The sequence below is a fragment of the Acinetobacter sp. YH12236 genome (assembly GCF_013417645.1).
In the GTDB taxonomy this organism is placed as follows: Bacteria; Pseudomonadota; Gammaproteobacteria; order Pseudomonadales; family Moraxellaceae; genus Acinetobacter.
Genome location: NZ_VPDM01000002.1, coordinates 207,006 through 232,595 on the forward strand (window position 1 = coordinate 207,006; position 25,590 = coordinate 232,595).

Genomic DNA, 25,590 nt, shown 5'->3' on the forward strand with positions numbered 1-25,590 from the left:
GTAAATTACAGATTTAAATTACGTAAAATCAATCACAAACCTAACATAATGCTACAAAATATGTCTGCGGATGCCGCTATTGTAAGTACGAAATATTCATGTTGAAAATTTTGTCCTGATCAAATAGGTATCGTATGACAACTAAAAATAATCTCCCTCATGCGGGATTGAAACTTGCAAAAATTGCAGTGGGTAGTGCAGTTCTACTTGGACTCGGGGCTGCAACCATGGCTTATGCCAAGAACGATTCTTTACCCACTGTAGAGAAAGTTGAACTGGACCGTTATTTGGGCACCTGGTATGAAGTGGCTCGTAAGCCACTTACATTCCAGAACAAGTGTGATCGTGACGTTACGGCGACGTATACATTAAATGAAAATGGTAACGTTAATGTAGATAACCGCTGTATCCAGAAAAATGGTCAGGTGACTCAATCCGTAGGTGAGGCATACATTCAGAATGCACCTTATAACACCAAGCTTAAGGTAAGTTTCTTGCCAGAGTTTATTCGCTGGTTACCAGTGGGCCGTGGCGATTATTGGGTATTAAAACTGGACGATAATTATCAAACCGTACTGGTCGGCGAGCCTAAACGTAAATATATGTGGGTATTGTCACGTGATCCTCAACTGGATCAGAATGTGGTGAATGAATACCTGCAATATGCGCAATCTGTGGGTTATGATTTGAGTGATGTAATTCATACTAAACAGACCCAACAGGCAAGAAAATAAAAGGCCACTCGGGTTATTTATAAAAACCATGCTTCGGCATGGTTTTTTTAATCCTTCTCTTTTTTAAATTATGTATTTTGCCTTGTAATTACCTTTGGCCTTTGGGCAGATGAATCTTCAAGCTTTATTTTAGACTAATCGTTATAATGCGCTGGAATGATCTTGGGTTTGAAGCATGTATAAAGGCATTGCATTATCGGTATTGGCATCAGTAGTATTTGGTGTTCTTTATATATCCACGCCATTTTTGCAGCCTTTAGACAGTGAACAGACCTTTGCCTGGCGGATGTTGGCGACCATTCCATTTTTGACTGCGTTCATGTGGTGGTCAGGTGACCTCAGCCATATCACTCAAATTTTAAAACGCATTCTCAAACAACCTGCTTTTCTGCTCTGGTTGATCATCAGTTCCCTGTTATGTACGACACAGTTGTGGCTCTTTTTATGGGGACCAATTAATGGCCGCGGTTTACAGGTATCCCTGGGATATTTCCTGTTGCCCTTAGTCATGGTGCTGGTCGGATGTGTGCTTTATAAGGAAAAACTATCGCGCTGGCAGATGGCAGCAGTCGCACTGGCCATATTAGGTGTGGGACATGAAATCTGGCGAATCGGTTCGATCGCCTGGGAAACGGTCTATGTGGCTTTGGCTTATCCACTGTATTTCTTCCTGCGCCGTCGCTTTGGTACGGATCACTTGGGTGGATTCTGGTGGGACTTGTGTCTGATTCTGCCAGTGGCTTTCTATCTGGGCTTTGTACATAGCGATTCTCTCAAGCTTATGGTCAGTTTCCCTCATCTCATCTTGGCAGTGTTGGGTTTGGGCTTCTTAAGTGCTTTAGGCTTAGGTAGTTATATTCTGGCAAGCCGTTATCTGCCTTTCGTAATTTTTGGTCTGCTGAGCTATCTGGAGCCAGTACTTTTGGCTTTTGCGTCTATGGCATTAGGGGAGCGGGTTGAAGCCGGCGAATGGCTGACCTATCTTCCGATCTGGCTGGCCGTCGTATTGTTGGTAATTGAAGGTATACTACACATTATTGAACAACGAAAAAGACGCCTGACACTAGCACAAAATTTAGAGCGTTATCAGAAACGTTTAGATTCTTGAATGATAAATTTGGCTGAATAAACAACATTTAACAAAAATCTGGTTTTTACAGGGAATAGATGATTTTTCAAATTTTAAATGCAAAATCATCTGACTAATTACAATTATTTTCAAAATTTATAGTGAATATATCGGATTTTCGGCCAGAGTTAATCAGCTTTTGATTCAAACTTGCGGCCAATTCCATTACAATTATCGGGTTTTGAAATTTATGCTTAGATTTACAATTAATTAGAGGACGTATCTGTGAGCAAAGACACTATCGTTGCCCTCCATGCAGAGCACCAAGGTCGTTGGAAAAACCGTGAAGAACTTGCGGAACGTATGATTGCCCTAGTAGGTCAGTTATATCGTGAAAAAAATATCGTAGCTACAGTTTACGGTCGCTCTTTAATTAACCGTTCTGTAATCCAGATCCTTAAAGCGCATCGTCGTACTCGCGTATTAGACGTTGAGCTTTCTGTTGTAGACACTTTCCCAATCCTTGAAGCATTGGCAAAAGTGGAAAACATCGGTACTGCTGAAATTGATCTAGGCAAACTTGCTGTTGAATTCAAAGCAAAAGGTGGTGATGTTAACGCATTCGTTGCTGACGCTGTGAAATCACTTGAAGGCAATGCAACTTCTGTAGAAGGTAAAGACGTGGTGCTTTACGGTTTCGGTCGTATCGGTCGTATCCTGGCCCGTTTGATGATCAGCCAGTCAGGTCTAGGCCGCGGCTTGAACCTGAAAGCAATCGTAGTTCGTAAATCATCTGACGGTGACCTTGAAAAACGTGCGTCTTTATTACGTCGTGACTCAATCCACGGTCCATTTGCGGGTACGATTTCTGTAGACGAAGAAAACGAAGCAATCATTGCAAACGGCCAGTTCATCAAAGTGATCTATGCATCTAATCCATCTGAAGTGGATTACACTGCATACGGTATCGAAAATGCTTTAGTGATCGACAACACTGGTAAATGGCGTGATGCTGAAGGTCTTGCTCAACACCTGAAATGTCCAGGCGCTGCTCGCGTAATTCTGACTGCACCTGGTAAAGGTGACATGAAGAACGTTGTATTTGGTGTGAACCAGGCTGACATCCTTGATGAAGATCAAATCATCTCTGCTGCAAGCTGTACTACCAATGCGATCACTCCAACACTGAAAGTGTTAAACGACAAATACACAGTGATCAATGGTCACGTTGAAACAGTTCACTCGTTCACAAACGACCAGAACCTGATCGACAACTACCATAAAGCTGATCGTCGTGGCCGTGCTGCAACTTTGAACATGGTTATTACTGAAACTGGTGCTGCTAAAGCGGTTGCGAAAGCACTTCCAGCTCTTCAAGGTAAATTGACAGGTAACTCTGTACGTGTACCTACACCAAACGTATCTCTTGCAATTCTGAACCTGACTTTAGGCCAAGATGTTGATCGTGACGAAGTAAACGAATACATCCGTCAAATCTCAATCAACTCTAACCTTCAAGGTCAAATTGGTTATACCAACTCGACTGAAGTTGTATCTTCTGACTTTATCGGTTCACGTACTGCAGGTGTATTTGACGCGCAAGCGACAATCACTTCAGGCAACCGTTTAACTGCTTATGTTTGGTACGATAACGAAGTAGGTTATAGCTGCCAGGTACTTCGTATTGCTGAACAAATGGGCGGCGTAAGCTATCCAAAAGTTCCTGCTGAAACAAATGCATAATTTGTAGAAGTTATCTAAAAAAGAGCCTCTTTTGAGGCTCTTTTTTTATTGTGGAAGATAAAGGTGACAAATCAGCTTTATCAAATCATATCCTTTAATTGATGGAAAATTCACCTTGATACGTCCATATGAATCTGTTAGCTTACAAATGGTAAGTACATTAAAAATAGTAAGTAATAACTAAAATTGTGATCAAGAAAGGAACTCTTCAATGACCAAATATGCAATCAGTCCATTACTGGGGCAGGTGCTATCCAATGAATGTCCATCCCGTGAAATACTGGAACATCTCACCAATAAATGGTCGATCTTGGTTTTACGTTGCCTGAGTGAAGGTGTGCATCGCTTTAGCGAGTTGAAACAGCGCATTGAAGGTGTCAGTGAAAAGATGCTTTCCCAGACTTTAAAAATGCTGGAACAAGATGGTTTTATTCTGCGTACTGTCTATCCGGTGGTGCCACCTAAAGTAGAATATCAGTTGACGATTACTGGCTCACAAGCAGCTGAAAAAATAATGAATTTGATTGGCTGGATTGAGAAAAGCCTGCCTGAGATTTTGGAAAATAAAGAACGTATATAACAAATTTAATTTAGATTAAATTTAGAAGAGACAGTAAATGGATATATCTAATTGGGACTGGGGGGCAACGGCCACGCTTATAGCGGCTGGGGTGGCATGGCTGATTTCAAAGGAATGGAAGACTCAGAAAAGTAGTGAAGTAATAGCTAATGAGGCTCAATCATTATTAATGTTAATAAATGATTATGATAGTCAATGCTTAGAAGTTCATAGTGCAATTATGAACCAAAGAAGAGCTATAGTAGAACTCGAAAATCTTAAGAATATAGCTTTAAAAATAAGATCGAAAGCCCAGTTTTTTTATGAACTCACCTTCAATAAGCATGATGAGCTATTAGAGTTAAAAGATGAGATTACAAGAGTATATAAGACATTAGAAAAATTTGAAGGAGCTGAGTTTAAAAATATCATTCTAGATAATAATTTTCCTTACCTAGTTGAGGTAATGCGTGAAGTAATTAAAGAATCTAAATATTTACTTATGGCATATTTTAAACACCAAAAATAAATTTCTTTCATAAATCATTTTTTAATGACTATAAGTAAATTATATATCTAAAATAAACAATAGATTTGAGTTGGTATTGGATTCATAAGTGTGGCAGGGATGCCACACGTTTCCCATCACAACAAGGATGTTGTGTATGGGAAACAAAAGGTTTTTTGCTACTTTTGACCTTTCAAAAGTAGAGCGATGGCCCACTCAAAGGTATCAAAATAAAAAAATGCAATGTGAGGCAGTGCTGATTTTATAAATTTAATATGGAGTATTCTCTGACTTATGAAAGAAGTCTATTATTTATTACATATAAAATTATTCCATCCTCTTAAAATCCCACCGATCAATCAGCAAAATCCCAATCGAGAAAACAAGGCCAAGTACCACACAACCAACCCATTCAAAGTGCTCCCAGGCATAAACCGCACCGAGTGAGCCTAAAGCTGCACCACTAAAATAAATGGTCATATATACTGCATTAATTCTGGAACGTGATTTCAGGTCAATCCGATAAACCAGATTCTGATTTAATACATGGAATGCGGTCAGGCCAAAATAAGCCATCAATACGCCAATCGCATAGATCACAATATTCTGCTGGGCAAAATATAAGGGCAGTGTAGAGCTGAGCATTAAAGCAATACATAGCTTGGCGACCAGATTTTCTCTGCCTTGTCCTACGGTTTTGCCTGACCAGCTTGATGAATAAATTCCAATCACACCGAGTAAGCCGAACAGGCCAATTTCAAAATCAGTGAAATGGTAAGGTGCGCTACCTAGTACGAAGGTCATGGAAGTAAAGACCATAGATAGAATACCGAAGCCTAAAGCACCTGCGCAGGCACGACGAATCAGATGCGGGTTCTGCTTAGCGATGACAAATAAAGAGCGATAGATACTGCCAATGGTCAAACCCGCCTGCGGTTGAGTATCCGGTAGTTTTCTCCACATGAGAGTGGCAAAAAGCAGGGTAATGATTCCACTAAATAAGTAAACACCTTCCCAAGACCAGTAGGTCGAAACAAAGCCAGCAAAAGTCCGCGACAGAATGATGCCCATCACCAAGCCACTCATCAGTTTACCGACAATGGTAGCACTGGATTCAGATGGACTAATCGTAGAAGCAAAAGGGATTAAAACCTGAGCCGAGATTGCGCCAAATGTCGCACATAAGGTAAACACATAAAGCGTTGATAAAGTCGTGCTGAATGAAAGCAGAATCTGCGAAATGGCTGCAAAGACCATCAGACTGACAATCAGCTTACGTTTATTCAAGAAATCTCCCAATGGTACTAACAGCATTAAGCCCAGTACGTATCCAATCTGGGCGATTACTACCGTTAAGCCAGCCTGACTGGTTGTAATTCCTAAACTTTCCTCGATTGAATAGATTAAGGGCTGATTAAAATAAGCTGATCCGGCACAGAGACCACATGCCATTGCCATAAGTAATACAAATTGTGATGACAATGGGCTGACAGAATTCTTTTCTGTGGTCATAGCTATACCATGGGCTCTTTTTCGACGTTGAGCACTATAGGCAGCTCGATGCCAAATCAGAAATAATAAAAAACGATCAATTAAGCTTTAAAAACTATATTTTGAATTTTTATAGGTCTGAATATTTTTCAGACGGTTTTGTATTTTGAGACAAGCTGAATGAAATTACCCTTGAAATGAGCGATCTTCATGGAATAGTGCATAAATGTAGTCGAGAAATGCTTTAAAATATGGCAGAATAGGCGGTTTTTAAAGTTTTTAGAGGATTGGCATTATGCGCTTTGTTGATGAAGCAGTCATTACCGTAGAGGCTGGCGACGGTGGCAATGGCGTAGCCAGTTTTCGCCGTGAAAAGTTCGTACCATTTGGTGGTCCAGATGGTGGTGATGGTGGTCGTGGCGGCAGCATTTATATTCAGGCTGACGACGACACGAGTACCCTTGTAGATTATCGTTATACCCGTAAATTTCGCGCTGAACGTGGTAAAAACGGTGCTGGCGCAAACTGTGCTGGTCGTGGTGGCGAATCAGTTATTTTAAAAGTTCCTGTGGGAACAACTATCGTCGATTCAGAATCTGGCGATATTATTGGCGATCTGGTTGAAGACGGCCAGAAAGTATTAGTGGCACATGGCGGCCAAGGTGGTTTGGGTAATACCCACTTCAAATCATCGACCAACCGTTCTCCGCGTAAATGTACACATGGTACTAAAGGCGAATTCCGTGAAATCCGCCTTGAGCTGAAAGTACTGGCTGATGTGGGCTTGCTTGGCATGCCAAACGCAGGTAAATCAACCTTTATCCGTGCAGTTTCTGCAGCAAAACCAAAAGTGGCAGATTATCCGTTTACGACCATGGTACCTAATCTGGGTGTAGTGGATGCGGATCGTCACCGTTCATTTGTAATGGCGGATATTCCAGGTCTGATCGAAGGTGCGGCAGAAGGTGCAGGTCTCGGGATTCGCTTCCTGAAACATTTGGCACGTACCCGTATTCTGCTTCACATTGTCGATGTTCAACCGATTGACGGTTCAGATCCAGCTTACAATGCCAAAGCGATTTTGAATGAGTTGCAAAAATTCTCCCCAACACTTTCAAAATTACCGGTGGTATTGGTTCTGAATAAGGTCGATCAGCTTGCTGTAGATACTCGCGATGAATGGTGTAATCACATTCTTGAAGAATTGCAGTGGGAAGGTCCTGTCTTTAAAACTTCAGGCTTAACGGCTGAAGGAACTAAGGATGTGGTGTATTACCTGATGGATCAAATCGAGCAGCAACGCGAACGCGAAGTTGAAGATCCTGAATACGCAGCAGAGATGAAAGAATTCCGTGATCAGCTTGAAGCTGAAACACGTGAACAAACGATTGCTGCGAAAGAAGCTTATCGTGAAATGCGTCGCGCTCAACGTCTGGGCGGCGATGACTTTGATGATGAAGATGATGACGACAGCGACGTAGAAGTATATTACGTACGTTAATCTTTTAAAGATAAGTCTGAGGACAAGATGATAGAAGTGGTAGATGGGCAACGTCAGCTCAAGGGTTGTAAACGAATCGTTGTTAAAATCGGATCATCTTTACTCACAGCAAACGGGCAAGGTTTAGATTTAGATGCGATCTCGCATTGGGCGGGACAAATCGCGGATCTACACAATGCCGGACACGAGATTATTCTCGTTTCTTCCGGAGCTGTGGCTGAAGGTATGGTTCGAATGAAACTTGAGAATCGACCCACCGATCTACCCAGTCTTCAGGCTTGTGCTGCCATTGGTCAGATGGGTTTAATCCAGACCTGGTCAAGTGTGCTGGAAAAACACAGCATTCAAACTGCTCAGGTGTTATTGACTCATGATGACCTGGCAGACCGTCGTCGCTATCTCAACTCTTGTGATGCTTTGCAGCACCTGATTGATTGGCATGTGATTCCGGTCATTAATGAAAATGACACGGTTTCTACTGACGAAATTCGCTTTGGTGATAACGATACCTTAGCTGCGATGGTGGCGGGACAAGTTCACGCAGATCTGCTGATTATCCTGACTGATCAGGAAGGCATGTTTGACTCGGATCCACGTTCTAATCCGGATGCCAAACTGTTCCATACCGTGCGTGCCATGGATGAAAGCCTGTTTGATATGGCAGGCGGCGGCGGAAAATTTGGTCGTGGCGGTATGCTGACTAAAGTTCGTGCTGCACGTCTGGCTGCGAAATCTGGTTGCCCAACCTTGATCGCTAGTGGTGATAGTGACAATGTTTTATCGCGCCTGATGGCAGGTGAAATGTTGGGTACGTTATTTATCACTGATGATGATCGCATGACTGCACATCAGCAATGGTTGGCAGCGCATCTGCAAACCGCAGGTCGTTTGGTAATTGATGATGGTGCGGTTAAAGCCATTAAAGAGAATCACCGTAGCCTGTTGCCGGTCGGTGTCAAAGCGGTAGAAGGACATTTTGACCGTGGTGATGTGGTTGAATGTGTTGACCGACAAGGTCACCGCATTGCTGTAGGACGTGTCAACTTCAGTTCACGTTCAGCGGAAATCGTGAAAGGTCTGGCCTCAGATAAAGTGCATCAGGTCTTGGGTGAAGCGCGTTCTTTAGAGATGATTCATCGCAATCATATGGCAATTTACTAAATTATTAAGATTAAAAAAATCCCGCTTTCGAGCGGGATTTTTTATGTCTGGAAATTTACTTCACCCAGCCCATCCGAATAAATGGCATAAACAGGAATTGATGAATACTGAGAATAAAGTTCATGATTTTATTCTCATATTTCCACCAGAGCGGTAAGCCAGCAAGATTGACTGCCAAAGCAATCAGGAATGCTCCCACCATATCAATCGGAAAATGCACACCTACATAGACCCGTGACCAAGCGACTAGCCAGGCAGTCCAGAGTAGGATTCGACCCAAATCACGTTGTGCTGAGAAATAATAGGCAAAGGCAATCCCGCTAAAAATACTCATATGATTGCTTGGGAATGAACCTGTAGGTGCGTGCTCAATCAGGGTTTGACCAACCTCCATGACAAAAGGGCGGGGTGTGTTTAGAACGGCAGATAATACCTCGCTAATCGACAAGGTGATTGCTGTGAAGATCGCAGCTTTAATAATCCCTGTTTTGATTTCACGACTGCTACGCAGCCAGGTAATAGCAAAAATCAGCAGAAATAAATACACCAGATCATGCGCTATCAGACTGGCATAGTTAATCATCCAGATCGAGGCTTGGTCAGGTACATTGAGAAGATGAAACAGATACAGGTTTAGTTGATCGAGTGACATGAGGAGAGAGAGGGCTGACACAAATGTCCGTTACTCTAAACCGATCAAAGCTCAATTCATATCTGAGTTTGTATGAATTTGTAGCATTGATTTTTCACAGAATATTCAAGTGATAAAAAACCACCCAAAAGGGTGGTTTTTAAACATCTAAATAATTTTATTAAGACTTATTTAAACTGAATAGAACCATTGGCGCTCACGGTCATTTTGGATTCACCCGCTGCCATTTCCTGTTCTGGAACTGCTTCGGCATAAGCAGATTTGGCCATCGCCATGCGTGGCACAGGTGGATAACCCGAATTATTGGTGTTAATATTCAGATTCACCAGTTGATAGCCTGGTTTGTTCCAAGCTTGAGCCAGACTTTGCGCACGTTGCTGGAAGTTTTTCGAGGCTTCAAGCATCAGCTCGTTTTCTACTTTCTTGCGTTTTGCTTCAGATACTGTGAAGTTAATCGATTCAGTCTGGAAGTTTTGCTGTAGCTCAGCAATCAATTGCGAGGCGGCTTTAAAGTCAGTCGATTCAATCCGTACCTGCGCACGAGCACGCCATTCTCTTAACTTGCGGTTGTCGTTGTCATAGACTGGATAGGTATGCTGTGAACCGGTTTCAATTTTTACCGTAGGATATTTTTTAGCAGTATTAATGGCCTGCGTCATCAACTGGTTGATTTGTGCTGCCAGCTCAGCCGGCTGTTTATTAGATTTTTCAACAAATAAATTGGCATTCATCAGGTCATTGGAAATATCGCGGCTGGCTTCTGCCGAGATATTCACCACATTATAATTCAAGGTTTCTTCAGGAGCTGCGAAAGCGGCAGAAGATAATGCGCCGAGCAAAGCAAGCGCTGAAAAAGAAGAAAGACGCATTTTGTTGTCCTGTTTTAGTGGAATTGTTGGCCTTGTGCTGATCATAAAATACTAAGGTGGAAATGTGTTGATATTCCGAAATTATTGTCGTTGGATTGTTAAAAATATATTTTATTTATTATAGGTATATAGAAACTAAATGTGATAAAAATTATATACTTATTGAGATAATTGTTTGATAATTACACTGTTGTATTCATGACAACAAAATTGCATAAAATGTTTAGGGTTCCTTGTCATTGCCATGCATAAAGTTGATAATTTAGACAGCAACATTTTTTGATATATTTTTTCAATAACAGCCGAGGCAAATTGATACTAAAAGTTGTTTATTTTCCTGAAAAAAACTGTATCATCCGCCTCTCCTAGTTACTGAATAGAAAATTGTCTAACTAGATTATATAAAGCACCGAGTCAAACGACCGCAAGTCACCAGACTTATTTCTTTCAACCCATATCAGAGATGGTAATTCGATATGAGCGTTTCTTCTGTAAATCCTGCCACCAATTCCACAAACGAATACTACTTGACTCGCCAAAGTCAGATGGAATCGAATGTGCGTAGTTATCCACGTAAATTACCGTTAGCGATAGCGAAAGCACAAGGTTGCTGGGTTACCGATGTTGAAGGTACGGAGTACCTTGATTGTTTAGCTGGGGCAGGGACATTGGCATTAGGCCATAATCACCCTGCGGTCATTCAAAGTATCCAGGACACACTTGCAAGCGGTCTTCCATTGCATACGCTGGATCTCACCACTCCTTTAAAAGATGCTTTTACTGAAGCACTTCTGGCTTACCTGCCAGGTGGCAAAGAAGAATATTGCTTACAGTTCTGTGGTCCATCTGGTGCAGATGCGACTGAAGCAGCGATTAAACTTGCCAAAACCTTTACTGGCCGTAGTTCAGTGATCAGCTTCTCTGGTGGCTATCACGGTATGACTCACGGTTCTTTGGCAATGACAGGTAACCTGTCTGCGAAGAACTCGGTGAATGGTTTAATGCCAGGCGTTCAATTCATGCCATATCCGCATGAATACCGTTGCCCATTGGGTCTAGGCGGTGAAGCGGGCGTTGATGCTTTGACTTATTATTTCGAAAACTTCATTGAAGATGTCGAAAGCGGTGTAACCAAGCCAGCAGCTGTGATTCTTGAAGCGATTCAAGGTGAAGGTGGGGTGGTAACAGCACCTGTAAAATGGTTGCAGAAAATCCGTGAAGTGACTGAAAAACACAACATTGTGTTGATTCTTGACGAAGTTCAAGCAGGCTTTGCGCGTTCAGGCAAAATGTTCGCATTCGAACATGCTGGTATCGAACCTGATGTGGTTGTAATGTCTAAAGCCGTTGGCGGTAGCTTGCCACTTGCAGTACTGGGTATTAAACGTAAGTTCGATGCATGGCAACCTGCTGGCCATACCGGTACTTTCCGTGGTAACCAGCTGGCAATGGGTACAGGTCTTGCGACGCTACAAACCATTAAAGAACAAAATCTTGCGCAAAATGCACAAGAACGTGGTGATTTCCTGCAAGCTGAACTGAAAAAACTGGCTGCTGAATTCCCATGTATTGGTAACGTACGTGGTCGCGGTCTGATGATCGGTGTTGAAATCGTCGACGAGCGTAAACCAGCAGACCATATGGGTTCTTTCCCTGCTGATGGCCAATTGGCTGCAGCAATTCAAACCGCTTGTTTCAACAACAAACTGTTGCTGGAAAAAGGTGGTCGTAACGGTACAGTAATCCGTTTACTTTGCCCATTGATCATCACTCAAGCTGAGTGTGAAGAAGTTCTGGTTCGCTTCAAGAAAGCGGTTGCTGAAGCTCTAATCGCAGTTCGAGGCGCATAATTCATGGTAGATTTTGCAGAACACCGTAAAGCGTTACTCTGCAATGATGCTGCATCTATCGCTGACTATGAGTCGGCGATGGATCAGGCGACCAAAGCGGTTGCAGCATGGTTGCAAAACGACAAGATGTATACTGGCGGTAGCATCAAGGAATTGCGTAGCGCAATTGCTTTCAATCCTTCTAAAGAAGGTCTGGGCGTACAAAAGTCTTTAGAGCGTATGGTTGAGCTATTCCTCAACAAGAGCTTGAAAGTACATCACCCGCATTCGCTTGCGCATTTGCATTGCCCGACGATGGTAACCAGCCAGATCGCGGAAGTGTTGATTAATGCCACTAACCAGTCAATGGACTCTTGGGATCAAAGCCCAGCGGGTTCTTTGATGGAAGTGCAGCTAATTGACTGGCTACGTCAGAAAGTTGGCTATGGTTCAGGTCAGGCGGGTGTATTCACTTCTGGTGGTACACAATCCAACCTGATGGGCGTATTGCTGGCGCGTGATGCCTGTATCGCAAAAAACTGGAAAGACGAAAACGGTAATCCGTGGTCTGTTCAGCGTGATGGTATCCCAGCGGATGCAATGCGTAACGTTAAAGTCATCTGTTCTGAAAATGCACACTTCTCTGTGCAAAAGAATATGGCGATGATGGGCATGGGCTTCCAGTCTGTCGTGACTGTTCCTGTTAACGAAAATGCTCAGATGGATGTTGATGCTCTGGAAAAAACCATGGCGCATCTTCAGTCTGAAGGTAAAATCGTGGCATGTGTGGTGGCAACTGCTGGTACAACTGATGCTGGTGCAATTGATCCCCTCAAACAGATTCGTGAAATCACCAATAAATATGGTGCGTGGATGCACATCGACGCAGCATGGGGTGGTGCACTGATTCTGTCTAATGACTATCGTTCTATGCTGGATGGTATCGAGTTGTCTGATTCTGTGACACTGGATTTCCATAAGCATTACTTCCAGACGATTTCATGTGGTGCGTTCTTGCTGAAAGATGAAGCGAACTATCGTTTCATGCACTATGAAGCAGAATACCTGAATTCGGCATATGACGAAGAGCACGGTGTTCCTAACCTGGTATCGAAGTCTCTACAAACGACTCGTCGTTTTGACGCGTTGAAATTGTGGATGACCGTAGAAGCGCTGGGTGAAGAGCTTTATGGCTCGATGATCGACCATGGCGTAAAATTGACTCGCGAAGTGGCAGATTACATCAAGGCAACTGATGGTCTGGAACTTCTGGTTGAGCCACAATTTGCATCGGTATTGTTCCGTGTGGTTCCAGCAGGCTATCCAGCTGAGTTTGTCGATGCCTTGAATCAGAACGTCGCGGATGAACTGTTTGCGCGTGGTGAAGCGAACATTGGTGTCACTAAAGTCGGTCAGGTTCAATCTCTGAAAATGACGACTTTAAGCCCGGTTGCAACGCTTGAAAACGTGAAGAACCTGTTGGCACTTGTGCTTGCAGAAGCGGACCGTATCAAAGATTCAATTGCTGATGGTACTTATACACCGCCAATCGCATAAGCTGTGATGGTGTGAAAAAGGAGATCGTTAAGATCTCCTTTTTTATTGGAATTTGGCTGACACATAGATAATGATTTTTAAATAAAATTAAGCTGCAAATAAAGGACTAAAGCCTTTTTTCCTTAACAGTTTGCGGTACATGCTGGAGCTGCGATCTGCCGGGAAATGTGCTTCCAGAGATAAGTCCAGCGGTAAAAACTCAGGCTTCTGATTTTCGACAATCAGACGATCTTCTTCAAAAATCTTCAGATTAAAATCATAGGCTTCTTCGACAGGTAAGCCTTTATCATAATTACGACAGATAGGAGCAAACAGTCGGGTTTGACGGGCGGTCATCGGTGAAGCAGCATTCATAATCACCTGTTTGGCATCATTAGGGAAATGGATGGTCAGGGTTGCGGTAAAGGGCAGACTAATTTCAAAATGCCGTAGCCATTTAAAATCTTCCTGACCGCGCTGATCTAACCCAATCGGATAACGGCCGACACTGCTGATATAGTCGGCATTAAAACCATATTCAGTTTCTGTTGTAGTGTAATTCGGGACTTCAACATCATTCGGATCACCGAAGGTATCCGGATGTACCCAGGCAAAATGGGCGACATCAATAAAGCCTTCTAGCTGTCTACCCGCAAAACATTTGATGTCAACTTGTGGGCAAACCAATTGCTGATAATCTGCATCATTCCAATAAGGCATCACTGGAATATTCGGTTCAGCATCTTTGTCAGCTGTCAGTGAACACCAGATCAGACCATAACGTTCAACCGCGGCATAGGTCCGTAAATGAAACCGATCTGAAATTTTATGCTGTGGATGGGCAGGGATACGGTTGCATTTACCTTGTGTACCAAAACGCAAGCCATGATAAGGACAGACGATGCCTTGACCATCATTTTTTCCCAGACTTAAAGGCACACCACGATGCGGACAGGCATCTTTGGCCACAACTAGTTCATCCTGCATCTTGTAAATGACCAGTGGCATATCTAACAACATTGTCCCTAGCGGCTGTTCAGAGACATCACGGGCTAAGGCCACTGGATACCAATATTGAGCCAGGAGATGCCAGTCATGTTCTTCAAATGTCATGTGAATCGGTAAATCGGGATTGAAAACTGGAATGGTTGTGCTATTCATGACGCTATCACTGTGATTCTTTATTTCCAATATAGGCCAATGTGATGTTCTACGAAATTTCAAAGATCAGGACATCCTGTTGCATAAATTCGAACAGGATGTAAGGAAGAATGAGCTATAGGCAAAAAATTAAAGGAAGCAATATTTAAAGTTCCAAAAAAGCATCCCGAAAGATGATTCTTCTATTTTCCATGCACAAAATGTGCATTCAGGACTTTATGCCTAATGTGATATGCAAGCTCCATTCAGACAAAATCAGCTAATGTCAGGGAACAACAAAAATATCTGATTCAGGATGAAGAGATGACTAATTTGCATGTATCCCAACCCGTTGGCTGTATTATTCAAGGAAAAATGGTACAAGGCGCTGCCGAAAGTTTTGTAGTGATCAATCCTGCTGATGAGCAGGTATTGGCCCTATGTTCCTCTCCCTCGGAAGCACAAATTGAAGATACCATCCGTAGTGCCGAGCAGGCATTTCAACACTGGAAAAATACGGATGATGCAACGCGACAGTCAATCCTGCATCGTATTGCAGATCGTATTGAAGAACATCGGGAAGAGTTAGCGCGTTTAGTGGTGCAGGAGCAGGGCAAACCTTATGCACTGGCTGAATTTGAAGTCGGTGGGGCCATTGCCTGGACCCGCTATCAGGCAGAACTCAAGATTGAAACTGAAATCTTACAGGATGATGCTAATAAGCGGATCGAACTTCATCATCGGCCTTTAGGAGTTGTAGCATCGGTTACTCCATGGAACTGGCCTTTAATGATTGCTGTCTGGCATATCATGCCGGCAATTCGCGCTGGCAACGTAGTGATCAATAAGCCTTCAGAATTTACCCCATTGTCGACCCTTCGACTCGGTGAGTTGATTCAGCAAGAAGTTGCACCTGGAGTGGTCTCTATACTTACAGGAGGCGGTGAGGTCGGTGCCAATCTGACCAGTCACCCTGCAATTGCCAAAGTGGTATTTACCGGTTCAACTGCGACTGGGCAAAGAATCATGCAAAATGCAGCCGCGACTTTCAAACATCTGACACTGGAACTTGGTGGCAATGATGCAGGCATTGTTTTGCCAGATACCGATATCCAGGCAATGGCAACCCGAATCTTTAATGGAGCTTTTATCAACATGGGCCAGACCTGTGCAGCGTTGAAACGGCTGTATGTGCATGACAGCCAATATGATTCACTGGCACAGGAATTAGTAAAAGTCGCACAGCAACAATCTCTGGGAGATGGTTTAGCCGAGACGACTACTTTTGGCCCAGTGCAAAACATCAAGCAATACCAAAAAGTTCAGACCATGATTCAGGAAGCTCAGGATGAAGGTGCAATAGTCATGACATCTGGTCAGAATCTACCGGATACAGGCTATTTTATTGCACCAACAATTGTGACCAATGTGAACCCAGATAGCCGTCTGGTGCAGGAAGAGCAGTTTGGTCCGGTGTTACCTTTGATTCGTTATCACGATATTGAAGAAGTACTGACTGAAGCCAACAATACGGATTTTGGCTTAGGTGGTTCGATCTGGTCATCCAATCTGGAGCAGGCGCAGCAGTTTGCTCAACGACTGAGTTGTGGTACGGCGTGGATCAATACGCATGGTGAGATTTTCCCGCATGTACCTTTTGGTGGATGGAAACATTCGGGCATCGGCGCACAGTTTGGACTGAGTGGCCTGCTCGAAAATACGATTCAACAGGTTGTTCATATCAATAAAAATTAAATCAAAAAAAGCTCAAGTTTAACTTGAGCTTTTTTCTTTTACTTAAAATATATCAACGTAGTAAAGGGCGGGCAGCCTGAAAATCAAAATGTAATTGCTTGAATTTATTTAAGACAATATAAGATTTGATATGGCCGATAAAATTACAGCTTAGTAATTTTTCAGTCACAAAATTTGCCAGCATTTCCAGATTTTTAGCGCCTACTTTTAACATGAAATCTGCATCACCACTTAAAGAAAAAGCTTCCTGAATAGCTTCTTCTTCTTCAATCAATTGTTGAAAAGCGATCTTCGCTGCTGCGTCATGTGTTTTGAGATTGACCTGTACCATAGCCAAAACTGCAACTCCCAAAGCTTCAGGATGAATGCAGGCGCTATAACCTAAAATAATTCCTTTTTGCTCTAGCAGCTGACGCCGTCTAGAACATTGAGAGGCTGACAAACCGATTAAATCTCCGATTTCCTGATTCGTCAGGCGCCCATTTTTTTGCAAAGCCTGGATGATTTTCCAGTCAAATTTATCCATTGCATCCATTGCATTGAATCCTTATCCGATACACGTTTTATGTGTTTTTGAATCATTGTGACTTGCATTATGCACGAAATCAGAAAATGAAATGCAATATTCTGTAATTGAAGCATAATAAGTGATAGGGAAAATAATAATGTTTATGGAAATTGGTCAGTACCTTAATCAGCGCCTGCAAGAGCTAGGAATTCAGCATATTTTTGGTGTGCCAGGCGACTTTAATCTCTCCTATTTAGAACAGATCGAAATTGATCCGAAACTGGAATTTATTGGTAACTGTAATGAGCTAAATGCAGCTTATGCAGCGGATGGTTATGCCCGTCTGCATGGTGTCGGCGCTTTACTGACCACTTATGGGGTTGGTGATTTGAGCGCGATTAACGGCATTGCAGGTGCATATGCCGAGCAGGTTGCCATGGTGTATATTTCCGGTATCCCGCCTTTGCATGCCGTAGAGCAGGGTGCTTTGTTACACCATACCCTGATTGATGGCGATTATGACAATATCATGAACTGCATGCGCGAATTTACCGTGGCACAGACACGTTTGACTCCAGCCAATGCAGTGAGTGAAATTGACCGGGTATTAAAGCAATGTATATTGATGCGTCGACCGGTTCATATCCAGCTTCCATCGGATATTACCCATCTTCAGATTAAAGTACCTAAGCAGCCTCTGGATCTGAGCCGTCCACAGAGTGATCCAAAACTTCTGCAAGAAACTGCGGCACGGATAGCCAAACGCATCAAACAGGCACGTCAGCCAGTCCTGCTCATTGACAATGAAGCAGAAATTTTCCAGCTTACCGATATGCTGCAAAATTGGGCTGAGCGCATGCAGATTCCCTATACCTGTCTGTCTACTGCCAAAAATATCATGAATGAAAGTCACCCCTTATATGCGGGCGTTTATGCAGGTGCAGCAAGCGCAGCATCGACTTGTCAGCTGGTGGAACAGTCGGATTGCCTGATCGCTATTGGGCCACGTTTTACCGATGTTGCCACCGCATTTTTCTCACATCGTGTATCCGTACAAAATATGTTGTATCTGGCGGATTCCTGTCTCTGTCTGGATGGGCAGATGATCAGTGGACTGGATTTAGCTCAATTGATCCAAGCTATCTCAAAACAGACTTTAGATGATCAACCACGTACTTTTAATCCTGCACCGAAACCATCGTTACAAACTCAACAGATCGAAGAAAATACTGCGCTGAGCCAAACTGCACTCTGGCAGCAGATTTCTGAATTCTTACAGGAAGATGATGTGATTGTGGCAGAAGTGGGCACCGCCAATGCGGGGTTGTCTAGACTAACCTTGCCAGTGACCGCCAAGTATCTGGTACAACCGATCTGGGGTTCAATCGGCTATACCTTGCCTGCCTTGCTTGGCAGTATGCTTGCTGCACCACAGCGCCGTCATCTGCTGTTTATTGGTGATGGTTCGATTCAGCTGACCATTCAGGAGCTTTCTACCTTATTAAGAGAAGGCTTAAAACCCGTAATTTTTATTTTAAATAATGGCGGCTATACCATTGAACGTTTGATCATGGGTGAAAATGCCAAGTACAACGATATTCAGAACTGGCAATACAGCCAGTTTGCTCAAGTCTTTTCTGCTGATACTCCGCATCAGGCTCATATAGTGAAAACCCCGGCAGAATTAAAGCGTACACTCGCACAAGTTCATCAGGCTGAGGAATTATGTCTGATTGAACTGCAACTCCCACGTATGGATGCACCACAACGTTTAAAACAGTTTGCTGAAGTCGTGGCACGCTATGACTATGGTGAATATGGTTATAAGCAGCTGGTTGAGCAGAATACACCTCCCTACAAAAAGGCAATCTAGCAAAATGTAGAAATTAAAAAAATTGTTCACAAGGAGTGACAATATGGATGTTGAAGATCATCAATTAAAAAAACAGCTTTCCAACCGGCATATCCAGCTAATCGCCTTAGGTGGAGCGATCGGTACAGGATTATTTTTAGGTTTATCACATACAATTCAGCTGGCAGGCCCATCAGTGCTTCTGGGCTATGCCATCGCTGGCATCATTGCATTTCTGATCATGCGCCAATTGGGTGAAATGGTGGTGCATGAACCGGTCAGTGGTTCATTCAGTTATTTTGCCAATAAATACTGGGGCAAAAAAGCAGGCTTTATTTCAGGCTGGAACTATTGGGTGCTCTATGTCTTAGTGAGTATGGCTGAGTTGAGTGCAATTGGTACTTTTATTCAGTTCTGGTGGCCGGAGATTCCGACCTGGCTCACGGCACTGGCATTCTTCCTGCTTATGAATGGGATCAATCTGGTCAATGTCAAATTCTTCGGTGAGAGCGAATTTATATTTTCCATGGTCAAGATCATTGCCATTTTAAGCATGATCGGATTCGGGATCTATCTGCTGTTTAGCGGTTCTGCAGGAAGTCAGGCCAGTGTGACCAACTTGTGGCAGCATGGCGGATTTTTCCCTGAGGGCTGGTCGGGTTTTATGATGGCACTTGCCGTGATTATGTTTGCATTTGGTGGGCTGGAGCTGATTGGTATTGCTGCTAGTGAAACCAAAAATCCAGAAAAGACCATTCCAAAAGCAGTCAATCAAATTGTCTACCGTGTACTCATTTTTTATATTGGCGCCATAGGTGTGTTGCTATGTCTCTATCCATGGAATCTGGTGGCGCAAGGCGGTAGTCCGTTCGTAATGATTTTCCAGTCATTGAATAGTCACGGCGTGGCCAATGTTCTTAATTTTGTAGTCTTGGTCGCTGCACTTTCAGTCTATAACAGTTGTATTTACTGTAATACCCGTATGTTATTGGGTCTGGCTCAGCAGGGTAATGCACCGGCATTCTTAAAGAAAATTAACCGCCGTGGTATCCCGGTGAATGCTGTTCTATTCTCGGCAGCAGTCTCCGGTATCTGTGTATTAATGAATTACCTCATGCCGGGTGAAGCTTTTGGTATTCTGATGCTACTGGTGGTTTCAGCTCTGGTGATTAACTGGCTGATGATTTCACTGACCCATCTGAAATTCAGAAAAGCCATGCAGGAACAGCAGCAGACGACCGCATTCCCAAGTCTGTTTGGCCGCTGGAGTAATTACCTGACGATTTCATTTATCATCATGATTTTAATGATCATGAGCTTTACCAAAGAAATGCAGATTGCTGTTGCATTAGTGCCGGTCTGGTTGCTGTTTTTGACGGTGATGTATGTGATGAAATATCGCAGGAAACCTGTGCTCTTGCCTGAATCTACTGAACCCACCACTTAAATAAAAAGGCCCTGAACAGGGTCTTTTTTCTATTATATTGTCTTGATCAGGTGACGGATTAATTATCATAAAACCGTCATAAAGCTGTAACCCGGCTGTCATATTCCAAAATCAAAATGTGAGTATCGAAAACAGGTACTCAACTGAATCAAAAGTGGTGTACTCGAAATTTTAATAAATGAGAGAGATCCAGAATGCGCTTAACAAATATAGCAATCTTAATTGCAGCGGGGGTAGCGGCATCCACGACAGCGAATGCAGCACGTGACACTATTCAAATCGCAGGTTCTTCTACTGTTTTACCTTATGCCAGTATTGTCGCTGAAGAATTTGGCAATACTTTCCCTCAGTTTAAAACACCAGTCGTTGGTTCAGGTGGTTCATCTGGCGGCCTAAAACAGTTCTGTAATGGTGTAGGGGACAATACCATTGATATTGCCAATGCCTCGCGTCAAATCAAAAGTGCCGAACTGGCAGAATGTAAAAAGAATGGTGTCAACAAGGTACTAGAAATCAAGATCGGGTATGACGGGATTGTCTTTGCATCTAATTCGAATAAAGCCGCTTATAAATTACGACCTCAGCATGTTTATGCTGCTTTAGCTGCGCAGTTACCTTCTAAAGGGAAAATGGTGGCTAATCCATATACCCGCTGGAACCAGATTGATCCAGCTTTGCCGAATGAACCCATCACTTTAGTGATTCCGGCTTCAAATCATGGCACACGTGAAGTCTTCCAGGAGAAGATGGTGGATGCAGGCTGTGAAACGTATGCTGCAATTAAGTCTCTAGATAAAGATGCCAAGAAAAAGGCGTGTAGCACCTTCCGTAAGGATGGACGCGTCATTGAAATATCAGGTGACTATACTGAAACTTTGGCACGCTTAAAAACCTCACCGAGCGCTGTTGGCGTATTCGGCCTGGGCTTTTACGATCAAAACCGCGACAAGCTACGTGTAGCAACCGTCAATAACGTTGCTCCTTCTGAAAAGACCATTTTAAATGGGGCTTATCCAGTATCTCGCCCGTTGTTCTTCTATGTCAAAGGCGAACACCTGAAATCAATCAAAGGTTTGCAACAGTTCACAGAGTATTTCCTGAATAAAAAAGTATCAGGTAAGGGTTCCAAGCTAGAAAAAGCCGGCTTGATTTCAATGTCAGACAAAGAACGTGCAGCAGTGCTGGCAAATTTTAAGGCTGCAAAAGCCGTAGTAGTGAAATAAAACAGGATTTAGGGAAATGCTGGTGACAGTCGACCTGTCATCGGCTTTTCATGGCAAGCAAGTTTTTTCACAGACTAAAATCCTGAAAAGAACCATGGAGAATACATGAATCTGCTACTTATAGGTGTGTTACTGGCTTTAATTGCCATCGCCTATCAAATCGGATTAAGTAAAAGCCGGAAACTAGCAGGTCAGGGCAATAATTCTGCGATGCTACATTCACGTCCTGGATATTATGGCGCGCTCGTAGCTTTGTGGTGTGGACTTCCTGCATTTTTGATTCTGATGGCATGGAACATTGTTGAACCTAGCCTGCTGGAACAGGTCGTAATTAAACACCTGCCTCATGATGTTTTGACTCATCTGGATCAAGCCAGTCTGAGTGTGGTCATAGATCGTGTACAGGCATTGGCTTCCGGTTTCGGTGTCAGTGATCAGCCGGCTGCTTATGAACTTGCAGCAGCAGAACAATTAGCTAAATTTTCTACCATCGGTACTTTTGCCAAACTGGCAGTTGTCATTTCTGTGGCTTTGGCCGGTCTGGTCTGGGCAAAAAAACGGATCAGCCAGAATTTTCGTGCACGGAATCAGGTCGAAAAGATCATGAATATCGGGCTGGCCTTGTGTTCTGGAGTAGCCATCCTGACCACACTCGGCATTGTGATGTCGATGTTTGGCGAAGCCATGCGATTCTTCAGCTTTGTCAGTCCACTGGATTTCTTCTTTGGCACCGAATGGGATCCGGGTTTTAGCACCACGGGTCATGCCGAAGGCAGTTATGGATTATTGCCATTGCTGTGGGGAACATTGATGGTCAGCGGGATTGCATTACTTGTTGCAGTCCCCTTAGGACTGATGATTGCGATTTATCTGGCCGAGTACGCATCACCACGCTTCCGAGCTTGGGCAAAGCCGACCATTGAGGTTTTGGCTGGAATTCCAACGATTGTCTACGGTGTTTTCGCCTTAATGATTCTGGGGCCATTTCTTAAAAATCTAGGTGCTTTGGTCGGTATTGATATTAATGCCACCAGTGCGCTTACTGCTGGCTTCGTCATGGGCATCATGATTATTCCATTTGTTTCCTCTTTATCAGACGACATTATTACCCAGGTCCCACGTGCCTTAAGGGATGGTTCTTTAGGTCTGGGCGCGACCAAATCAGAAACGATTCGTCAGGTTGTCTTACCAGCCGCTTTACCCGGCATTATTGGCGCTTTTTTGCTGGCTGCATCGCGGGCCATTGGTGAGACCATGATTGTGGTACTCGCAGCAGGAAACAGTCCGCAACTGCATGCCAATCCACTGGAAGCAGTTTCAACAGTGACCATTACCATCGTCAATCAGTTGACGGGTGATACTGACTTTGCCAGTCCGCAGGCGCTGGTGGCTTTCGCCTTAGGTCTTACTTTGTTTGTCATTACTTTGGGGCTGAACATTGTTGCACTGTACATCGTGCGTAAATATCGAGAGCAATACGACTAATGAGTATTTCAAATACAACGCCTGTAGATCAGCCTATTGATCCATCTGTGGCTGCTGAGCAACGTGAAAAGCGCAGGAAGACCATTCAGAGCTCTCTTGCACGACGTCATCGTAAAGAAAAAACCTTTCGTGTCATGGGGCTTTCTGCTGTATTAGCCGGTTTATTTTTTGTAGTAGTGCTTTTCGGCAGTATTTTGGGCAAAGGTTTGCCGGCATTCTGGCAAAGCAGTATGAGCTTGCCGATTCATTTTGATCCAACCATTGTCAATATTGGTCCCAAGCCTAAACAGGCTGCGGGAGAGTCCCAGGCACAATTTGAACAGCGTATGGTGGATTGGCAAATGCAGGTCGGTCTGGTCGACTGGGATGCCTTGATTGTAAATGGCATGATTGCCAAAAACAGTAAGCTGGAAAGCCAGCGTGATGAACTGGGCTATTTATATACCAGTTCAGAAGCGTATCGTCTGCGGGATATGGTACTGAATAATCCGGCTCTGGTCGGTCAAACCAAAGACGTGAAAATTCTGGCAGATGCCAATGTTGATGTCTGGCTGGCTGGCAATATTGACCGCGATCTGCCCGATGAACAGCAACAACTCAGTCCTGAAGTCCGTCAGCTTGCGGATGATATGAAAGCTGCCGGAATCATAGAAAGTAGCTTTAATACCAATATCTTTACCAGTCCGGACTCGCGCAGTTCACCTGCTACCTCAGGTCTCGCAGGCGCATTTATGGGCTCATTGTTCATGATGCTGATCGTGATCTTTATCTCGATTCCGATCGGGGTCGCATCGGCCATCTATCTTGAAGAATTTGCACCAAAGAACTGGATTACCGATGTCGTAGAAGTGAATATTAATAACCTTGCAGCAGTTCCTTCCATTGTCTTTGGTTTACTCGGTGCAGCGATTTTTATTGGCTGGATGCATTTGCCACTGTCAGCCCCATTAGTCGGTGGTCTGGTACTGAGTTTGATGACATTACCGACTGTGATTATAACCACACGTGCATCTCTCAAAGCAGTACCACCATCTATTCGTCAGGCAGCATTAGGCTTAGGTGCATCACGCTTGCAAACCGTATTTCACCATGTTTTACCGCTCGCACTACCGGGTATTTTGACTGGAGCGATTATTGGTGTGGCACAAGCACTGGGTGAAACGGCCCCGCTACTATTGATCGGGATGAGTGCTTTTGTCGCAAGTGTTCCGGCATCACCATTTGATCAATCCACGGCATTGCCGGTGCAAATTTTCCTGTGGCAAGGCAATGAGCTGCGTAACTTCTTTGAAGGGCGTACTGCAGCAGCCATTATTGTACTTCTGGCCTTAATGATCAGCTTAAATAGTCTGGCCATCTGGTTACGTAAGAAATTTGAAGTCCGTTGGTAAGGAAGGGCAGAATATGAATACAGTAAATCCAACTATAAATGCCTTAGAAAAGGATCCGTCTGTGAATCCACAACATACACAATTTACCCAAGATTCTGTGACCCAAAAGCCGGCGACTGCTTTTGTTTCCCAGTTTGATACTCAGGCTGAAAACAAAGCACCGAAAAAGTCAGATCAGGTCAAAATCAGTACCTCAGATGTACATGTTTACTATGGTGAAACAGAAGCAATTAAAGGCATTGATCTGAACATCTATGAAAATGAAGTGATTGCTTTTATCGGTCCTTCAGGTTGTGGTAAGTCAACATTCCTGCGTACTTTAAACCGGATGAATGACACGATTGATCGCTGTCGTGTGACCGGTAAGGTGTTGCTGGATCATCAGGATATTTATGATCCGAATCTGGATGTGGTATTGCTGCGTGCGCAGGTGGGGATGGTGTTCCAGAAGCCAAACCCTTTTCCAAAATCGATTTTTGACAATGTCGCTTATGGGCCAAAATTGCATGGTCTGGCACGGGATAAATATGATCTGGAAGAAATTGTAGAAAACAGCTTGCGTAAAGCGGGATTATGGGATGAAGTCAAAGACCGTTTAAATCAGCCGGGTACGGGGCTGTCGGGTGGTCAGCAGCAGCGTTTATGTATTGCACGGACGATTGCCGTTTCTCCTGAAGTGATTCTAATGGATGAACCTTGTTCAGCACTCGATCCGATTGCAACAGCCAAAGTTGAAGAACTGATCTCCGAGCTTTCAACCCAATACACCATTGCTATTGTGACTCACTCCATGCAGCAGGCAGCGCGAGTCTCTGATCGGACTGCTTATTTCCATTTAGGTGATCTGATCGAAGTCAACTCGACCGAGAAAGTCTTTACCCAGCCAGATCATCAGCTCACTGAGGCCTATATTACCGGGCGTTTTGGTTAATCAGTCTTATCTCAAGAAAGAAGGGCTAAAAAGCTCTTTTTTTTATATCCAAAAGTAACCAAAGAATAGAAGATATATCAGGGTCTGTTGACACTTACTGTTCATAATTAACCCTATAACGGTAGCCATAAAAATATACAGGCTAAGGCAACAGAACTTTGATAATTTCTTTTGAGCTTGTCATATCGAGTAGCTATTCCTCTAAA

General features: G+C 43.6%; 21 protein-coding genes and 1 pseudogene. 16 read left to right on the forward strand and 6 right to left on the reverse strand.

From position 1 onward, the window contains the following. The first annotated feature begins 134 nt into the window (after positions 1-134). From FTV14_RS02115 to FTV14_RS02135, 5 genes are all read left to right on the forward strand, one after another. Entirely contained in the window at positions 135-734 is a 600-nt protein-coding gene (locus FTV14_RS02115; protein ID WP_179992245.1) for a lipocalin family protein, read from the forward strand. Positions 735-909: 175 nt separating this feature from the next. Next, positions 910-1,842, forward strand: coding sequence for an EamA family transporter RarD (gene rarD / locus FTV14_RS02120; protein WP_180053210.1), 933 nt, complete (start codon positions 910-912; stop codon positions 1,840-1,842). A 246-nt stretch (positions 1,843-2,088) separates the two neighbouring features. After that, positions 2,089-3,546 carry a glyceraldehyde-3-phosphate dehydrogenase gene (locus FTV14_RS02125; RefSeq protein WP_180053211.1) on the forward strand — a complete coding sequence of 486 codons (1,458 nt, stop codon included), beginning with the start codon at positions 2,089-2,091 and terminating at the stop codon, positions 3,544-3,546. A 211-nt stretch (positions 3,547-3,757) separates the two neighbouring features. After that, the gene (locus FTV14_RS02130) at positions 3,758-4,126 is read left to right on the forward strand and encodes a helix-turn-helix domain-containing protein (protein WP_180016739.1); all 369 of its coding nucleotides are present in this window, start codon (positions 3,758-3,760) and stop codon (positions 4,124-4,126) included. Positions 4,127-4,163: 37 nt separating this feature from the next. Then, positions 4,164-4,634, forward strand: coding sequence for a hypothetical protein (locus FTV14_RS02135; RefSeq protein WP_005107387.1), 471 nt, complete (start codon positions 4,164-4,166; stop codon positions 4,632-4,634). A gap of 306 nt (positions 4,635-4,940) precedes the next feature. Here the strand turns inward: FTV14_RS02135 and FTV14_RS02140 are convergent, their stop codons facing one another. After that, entirely contained in the window at positions 4,941-6,125 is a 1,185-nt protein-coding gene (locus tag FTV14_RS02140) for an MFS transporter (RefSeq protein WP_180016737.1), read from the reverse strand. A 274-nt stretch (positions 6,126-6,399) separates the two neighbouring features. Here FTV14_RS02140 and cgtA point away from each other — a divergent pair, with 274 nt between their 5' ends. Both cgtA and proB read left to right on the forward strand, forming a co-directional pair. Continuing rightward, positions 6,400-7,605 carry an Obg family GTPase CgtA gene (gene cgtA, locus FTV14_RS02145; protein WP_004782712.1) on the forward strand — a complete coding sequence of 402 codons (1,206 nt, stop codon included), beginning with the start codon at positions 6,400-6,402 and terminating at the stop codon, positions 7,603-7,605. A 27-nt stretch (positions 7,606-7,632) separates the two neighbouring features. Continuing rightward, on the forward strand, positions 7,633-8,766 hold the full coding sequence (gene proB / locus FTV14_RS02150) for a glutamate 5-kinase (RefSeq protein WP_005234922.1): 1,134 nt from the start codon (positions 7,633-7,635) through the stop codon (positions 8,764-8,766). Positions 8,767-8,821: 55 nt separating this feature from the next. Here proB and FTV14_RS02155 read toward each other — a convergent pair whose 3' ends face one another. Together FTV14_RS02155 and FTV14_RS02160 are read right to left on the reverse strand one after the other, a co-directional pair. Continuing rightward, entirely contained in the window at positions 8,822-9,418 is a 597-nt protein-coding gene (locus tag FTV14_RS02155; protein ID WP_180053212.1) for a phosphatase PAP2 family protein, read from the reverse strand. Positions 9,419-9,585: 167 nt separating this feature from the next. After that, on the reverse strand, positions 9,586-10,287 hold the full coding sequence (locus FTV14_RS02160) for an SIMPL domain-containing protein (RefSeq protein ID WP_004782671.1): 702 nt from the start codon (positions 10,285-10,287) through the stop codon (positions 9,586-9,588). 476 nt (positions 10,288-10,763) lie between these two features. Between FTV14_RS02160 and FTV14_RS02165 the strand changes: the two genes are divergently transcribed. Continuing rightward, entirely contained in the window at positions 10,764-12,137 is a 1,374-nt protein-coding gene (locus FTV14_RS02165; protein WP_034703655.1) for a diaminobutyrate--2-oxoglutarate transaminase, read from the forward strand. A gap of 3 nt (positions 12,138-12,140) precedes the next feature. After that, entirely contained in the window at positions 12,141-13,673 is a 1,533-nt protein-coding gene (locus FTV14_RS02170; protein WP_125278393.1) for an aspartate aminotransferase family protein, read from the forward strand. 87 nt (positions 13,674-13,760) lie between these two features. Here the strand turns inward: FTV14_RS02170 and FTV14_RS02175 are convergent, their stop codons facing one another. After that, positions 13,761-14,813 carry an aromatic ring-hydroxylating dioxygenase subunit alpha gene (locus FTV14_RS02175; RefSeq protein ID WP_180053213.1) on the reverse strand — a complete coding sequence of 351 codons (1,053 nt, stop codon included), beginning with the start codon at positions 14,811-14,813 and terminating at the stop codon, positions 13,761-13,763. 303 nt (positions 14,814-15,116) lie between these two features. On the opposite strand from FTV14_RS02175, the gene FTV14_RS02180 reads away from it, so the two are divergent. Beyond that, positions 15,117-16,547 carry an aldehyde dehydrogenase family protein gene (locus tag FTV14_RS02180; RefSeq protein WP_159123118.1) on the forward strand — a complete coding sequence of 477 codons (1,431 nt, stop codon included), beginning with the start codon at positions 15,117-15,119 and terminating at the stop codon, positions 16,545-16,547. Positions 16,548-16,599: 52 nt separating this feature from the next. Here FTV14_RS02180 and FTV14_RS02185 read toward each other — a convergent pair whose 3' ends face one another. Further along, positions 16,600-17,073: an Lrp/AsnC family transcriptional regulator gene (locus FTV14_RS02185; protein ID WP_180053220.1), complete on the reverse strand. Its 474-nt coding sequence runs from the start codon at positions 17,071-17,073 to the stop codon at positions 16,600-16,602. Between the two features lie 139 nt (positions 17,074-17,212). On the opposite strand from FTV14_RS02185, the gene FTV14_RS02190 reads away from it, so the two are divergent. From FTV14_RS02190 to pstB, 6 genes are all read left to right on the forward strand, one after another. After that, a complete protein-coding gene (locus tag FTV14_RS02190; protein ID WP_180053214.1) occupies positions 17,213-18,928 on the forward strand; it encodes an alpha-keto acid decarboxylase family protein in 1,716 nt (571 codons plus the stop codon). Positions 18,929-18,971: 43 nt separating this feature from the next. After that, positions 18,972-20,354 carry an amino acid permease gene (locus FTV14_RS02195; RefSeq protein WP_159123120.1) on the forward strand — a complete coding sequence of 461 codons (1,383 nt, stop codon included), beginning with the start codon at positions 18,972-18,974 and terminating at the stop codon, positions 20,352-20,354. A 194-nt stretch (positions 20,355-20,548) separates the two neighbouring features. Next, a complete protein-coding gene (locus tag FTV14_RS02200; protein ID WP_180033328.1) occupies positions 20,549-21,577 on the forward strand; it encodes a substrate-binding domain-containing protein in 1,029 nt (342 codons plus the stop codon). 105 nt (positions 21,578-21,682) lie between these two features. After that, complete coding sequence (gene pstC, locus FTV14_RS02205) at positions 21,683-23,062, forward strand: phosphate ABC transporter permease subunit PstC (RefSeq protein WP_180053215.1); 1,380 nt, start codon at positions 21,683-21,685, stop codon at positions 23,060-23,062. Continuing rightward, a complete protein-coding gene (pstA, locus tag FTV14_RS02210) occupies positions 23,062-24,453 on the forward strand; it encodes a phosphate ABC transporter permease PstA (protein WP_180053216.1) in 1,392 nt (463 codons plus the stop codon). Before pstC ends, pstA begins: the two co-directional genes overlap by 1 nt. A 13-nt stretch (positions 24,454-24,466) precedes the next feature. Next, the gene (gene pstB / locus FTV14_RS02215; protein ID WP_218948146.1) at positions 24,467-25,384 is read left to right on the forward strand and encodes a phosphate ABC transporter ATP-binding protein PstB; all 918 of its coding nucleotides are present in this window, start codon (positions 24,467-24,469) and stop codon (positions 25,382-25,384) included. 113 nt (positions 25,385-25,497) lie between these two features. Here the strand turns inward: pstB and FTV14_RS02220 are convergent. Then, positions 25,498-25,590 (reverse strand): annotated as a pseudogene (locus FTV14_RS02220) (IS5/IS1182 family transposase); the annotation flags it as partial.

Coding starts and splice junctions, on each gene's coding strand:
- FTV14_RS02115 (WP_179992245.1), top strand. CDS start 135: ATGACAACTAAAAATAATCTCCCTCATGCGGGATTGAAACTTGCAAAA.
- FTV14_RS02180 (WP_159123118.1), top strand. CDS start 15,117: ATGACTAATTTGCATGTATCCCAACCCGTTGGCTGTATTATTCAAGGA.
- FTV14_RS02200 (WP_180033328.1), top strand. CDS start 20,549: ATGCGCTTAACAAATATAGCAATCTTAATTGCAGCGGGGGTAGCGGCA.
- FTV14_RS02185 (WP_180053220.1), bottom strand. CDS start 17,073: ATGGATAAATTTGACTGGAAAATCATCCAGGCTTTGCAAAAAAATGGG.
- FTV14_RS02170 (WP_125278393.1), top strand. CDS start 12,141: ATGGTAGATTTTGCAGAACACCGTAAAGCGTTACTCTGCAATGATGCT.
- proB (WP_005234922.1), top strand. CDS start 7,633: ATGATAGAAGTGGTAGATGGGCAACGTCAGCTCAAGGGTTGTAAACGA.
- FTV14_RS02195 (WP_159123120.1), top strand. CDS start 18,972: ATGGATGTTGAAGATCATCAATTAAAAAAACAGCTTTCCAACCGGCAT.
- FTV14_RS02190 (WP_180053214.1), top strand. CDS start 17,213: ATGTTTATGGAAATTGGTCAGTACCTTAATCAGCGCCTGCAAGAGCTA.
- rarD (WP_180053210.1), top strand. CDS start 910: ATGTATAAAGGCATTGCATTATCGGTATTGGCATCAGTAGTATTTGGT.
- pstB (WP_218948146.1), top strand. CDS start 24,467: ATGAATACAGTAAATCCAACTATAAATGCCTTAGAAAAGGATCCGTCT.
- FTV14_RS02175 (WP_180053213.1), bottom strand. CDS start 14,813: ATGAATAGCACAACCATTCCAGTTTTCAATCCCGATTTACCGATTCAC.
- cgtA (WP_004782712.1), top strand. CDS start 6,400: ATGCGCTTTGTTGATGAAGCAGTCATTACCGTAGAGGCTGGCGACGGT.
- pstC (WP_180053215.1), top strand. CDS start 21,683: ATGAATCTGCTACTTATAGGTGTGTTACTGGCTTTAATTGCCATCGCC.
- pstA (WP_180053216.1), top strand. CDS start 23,062: ATGAGTATTTCAAATACAACGCCTGTAGATCAGCCTATTGATCCATCT.
- FTV14_RS02160 (WP_004782671.1), bottom strand. CDS start 10,287: ATGCGTCTTTCTTCTTTTTCAGCGCTTGCTTTGCTCGGCGCATTATCT.
- FTV14_RS02130 (WP_180016739.1), top strand. CDS start 3,758: ATGACCAAATATGCAATCAGTCCATTACTGGGGCAGGTGCTATCCAAT.
- FTV14_RS02155 (WP_180053212.1), bottom strand. CDS start 9,418: ATGTCACTCGATCAACTAAACCTGTATCTGTTTCATCTTCTCAATGTA.
- FTV14_RS02135 (WP_005107387.1), top strand. CDS start 4,164: ATGGATATATCTAATTGGGACTGGGGGGCAACGGCCACGCTTATAGCG.
- FTV14_RS02140 (WP_180016737.1), bottom strand. CDS start 6,125: ATGACCACAGAAAAGAATTCTGTCAGCCCATTGTCATCACAATTTGTA.
- FTV14_RS02165 (WP_034703655.1), top strand. CDS start 10,764: ATGAGCGTTTCTTCTGTAAATCCTGCCACCAATTCCACAAACGAATAC.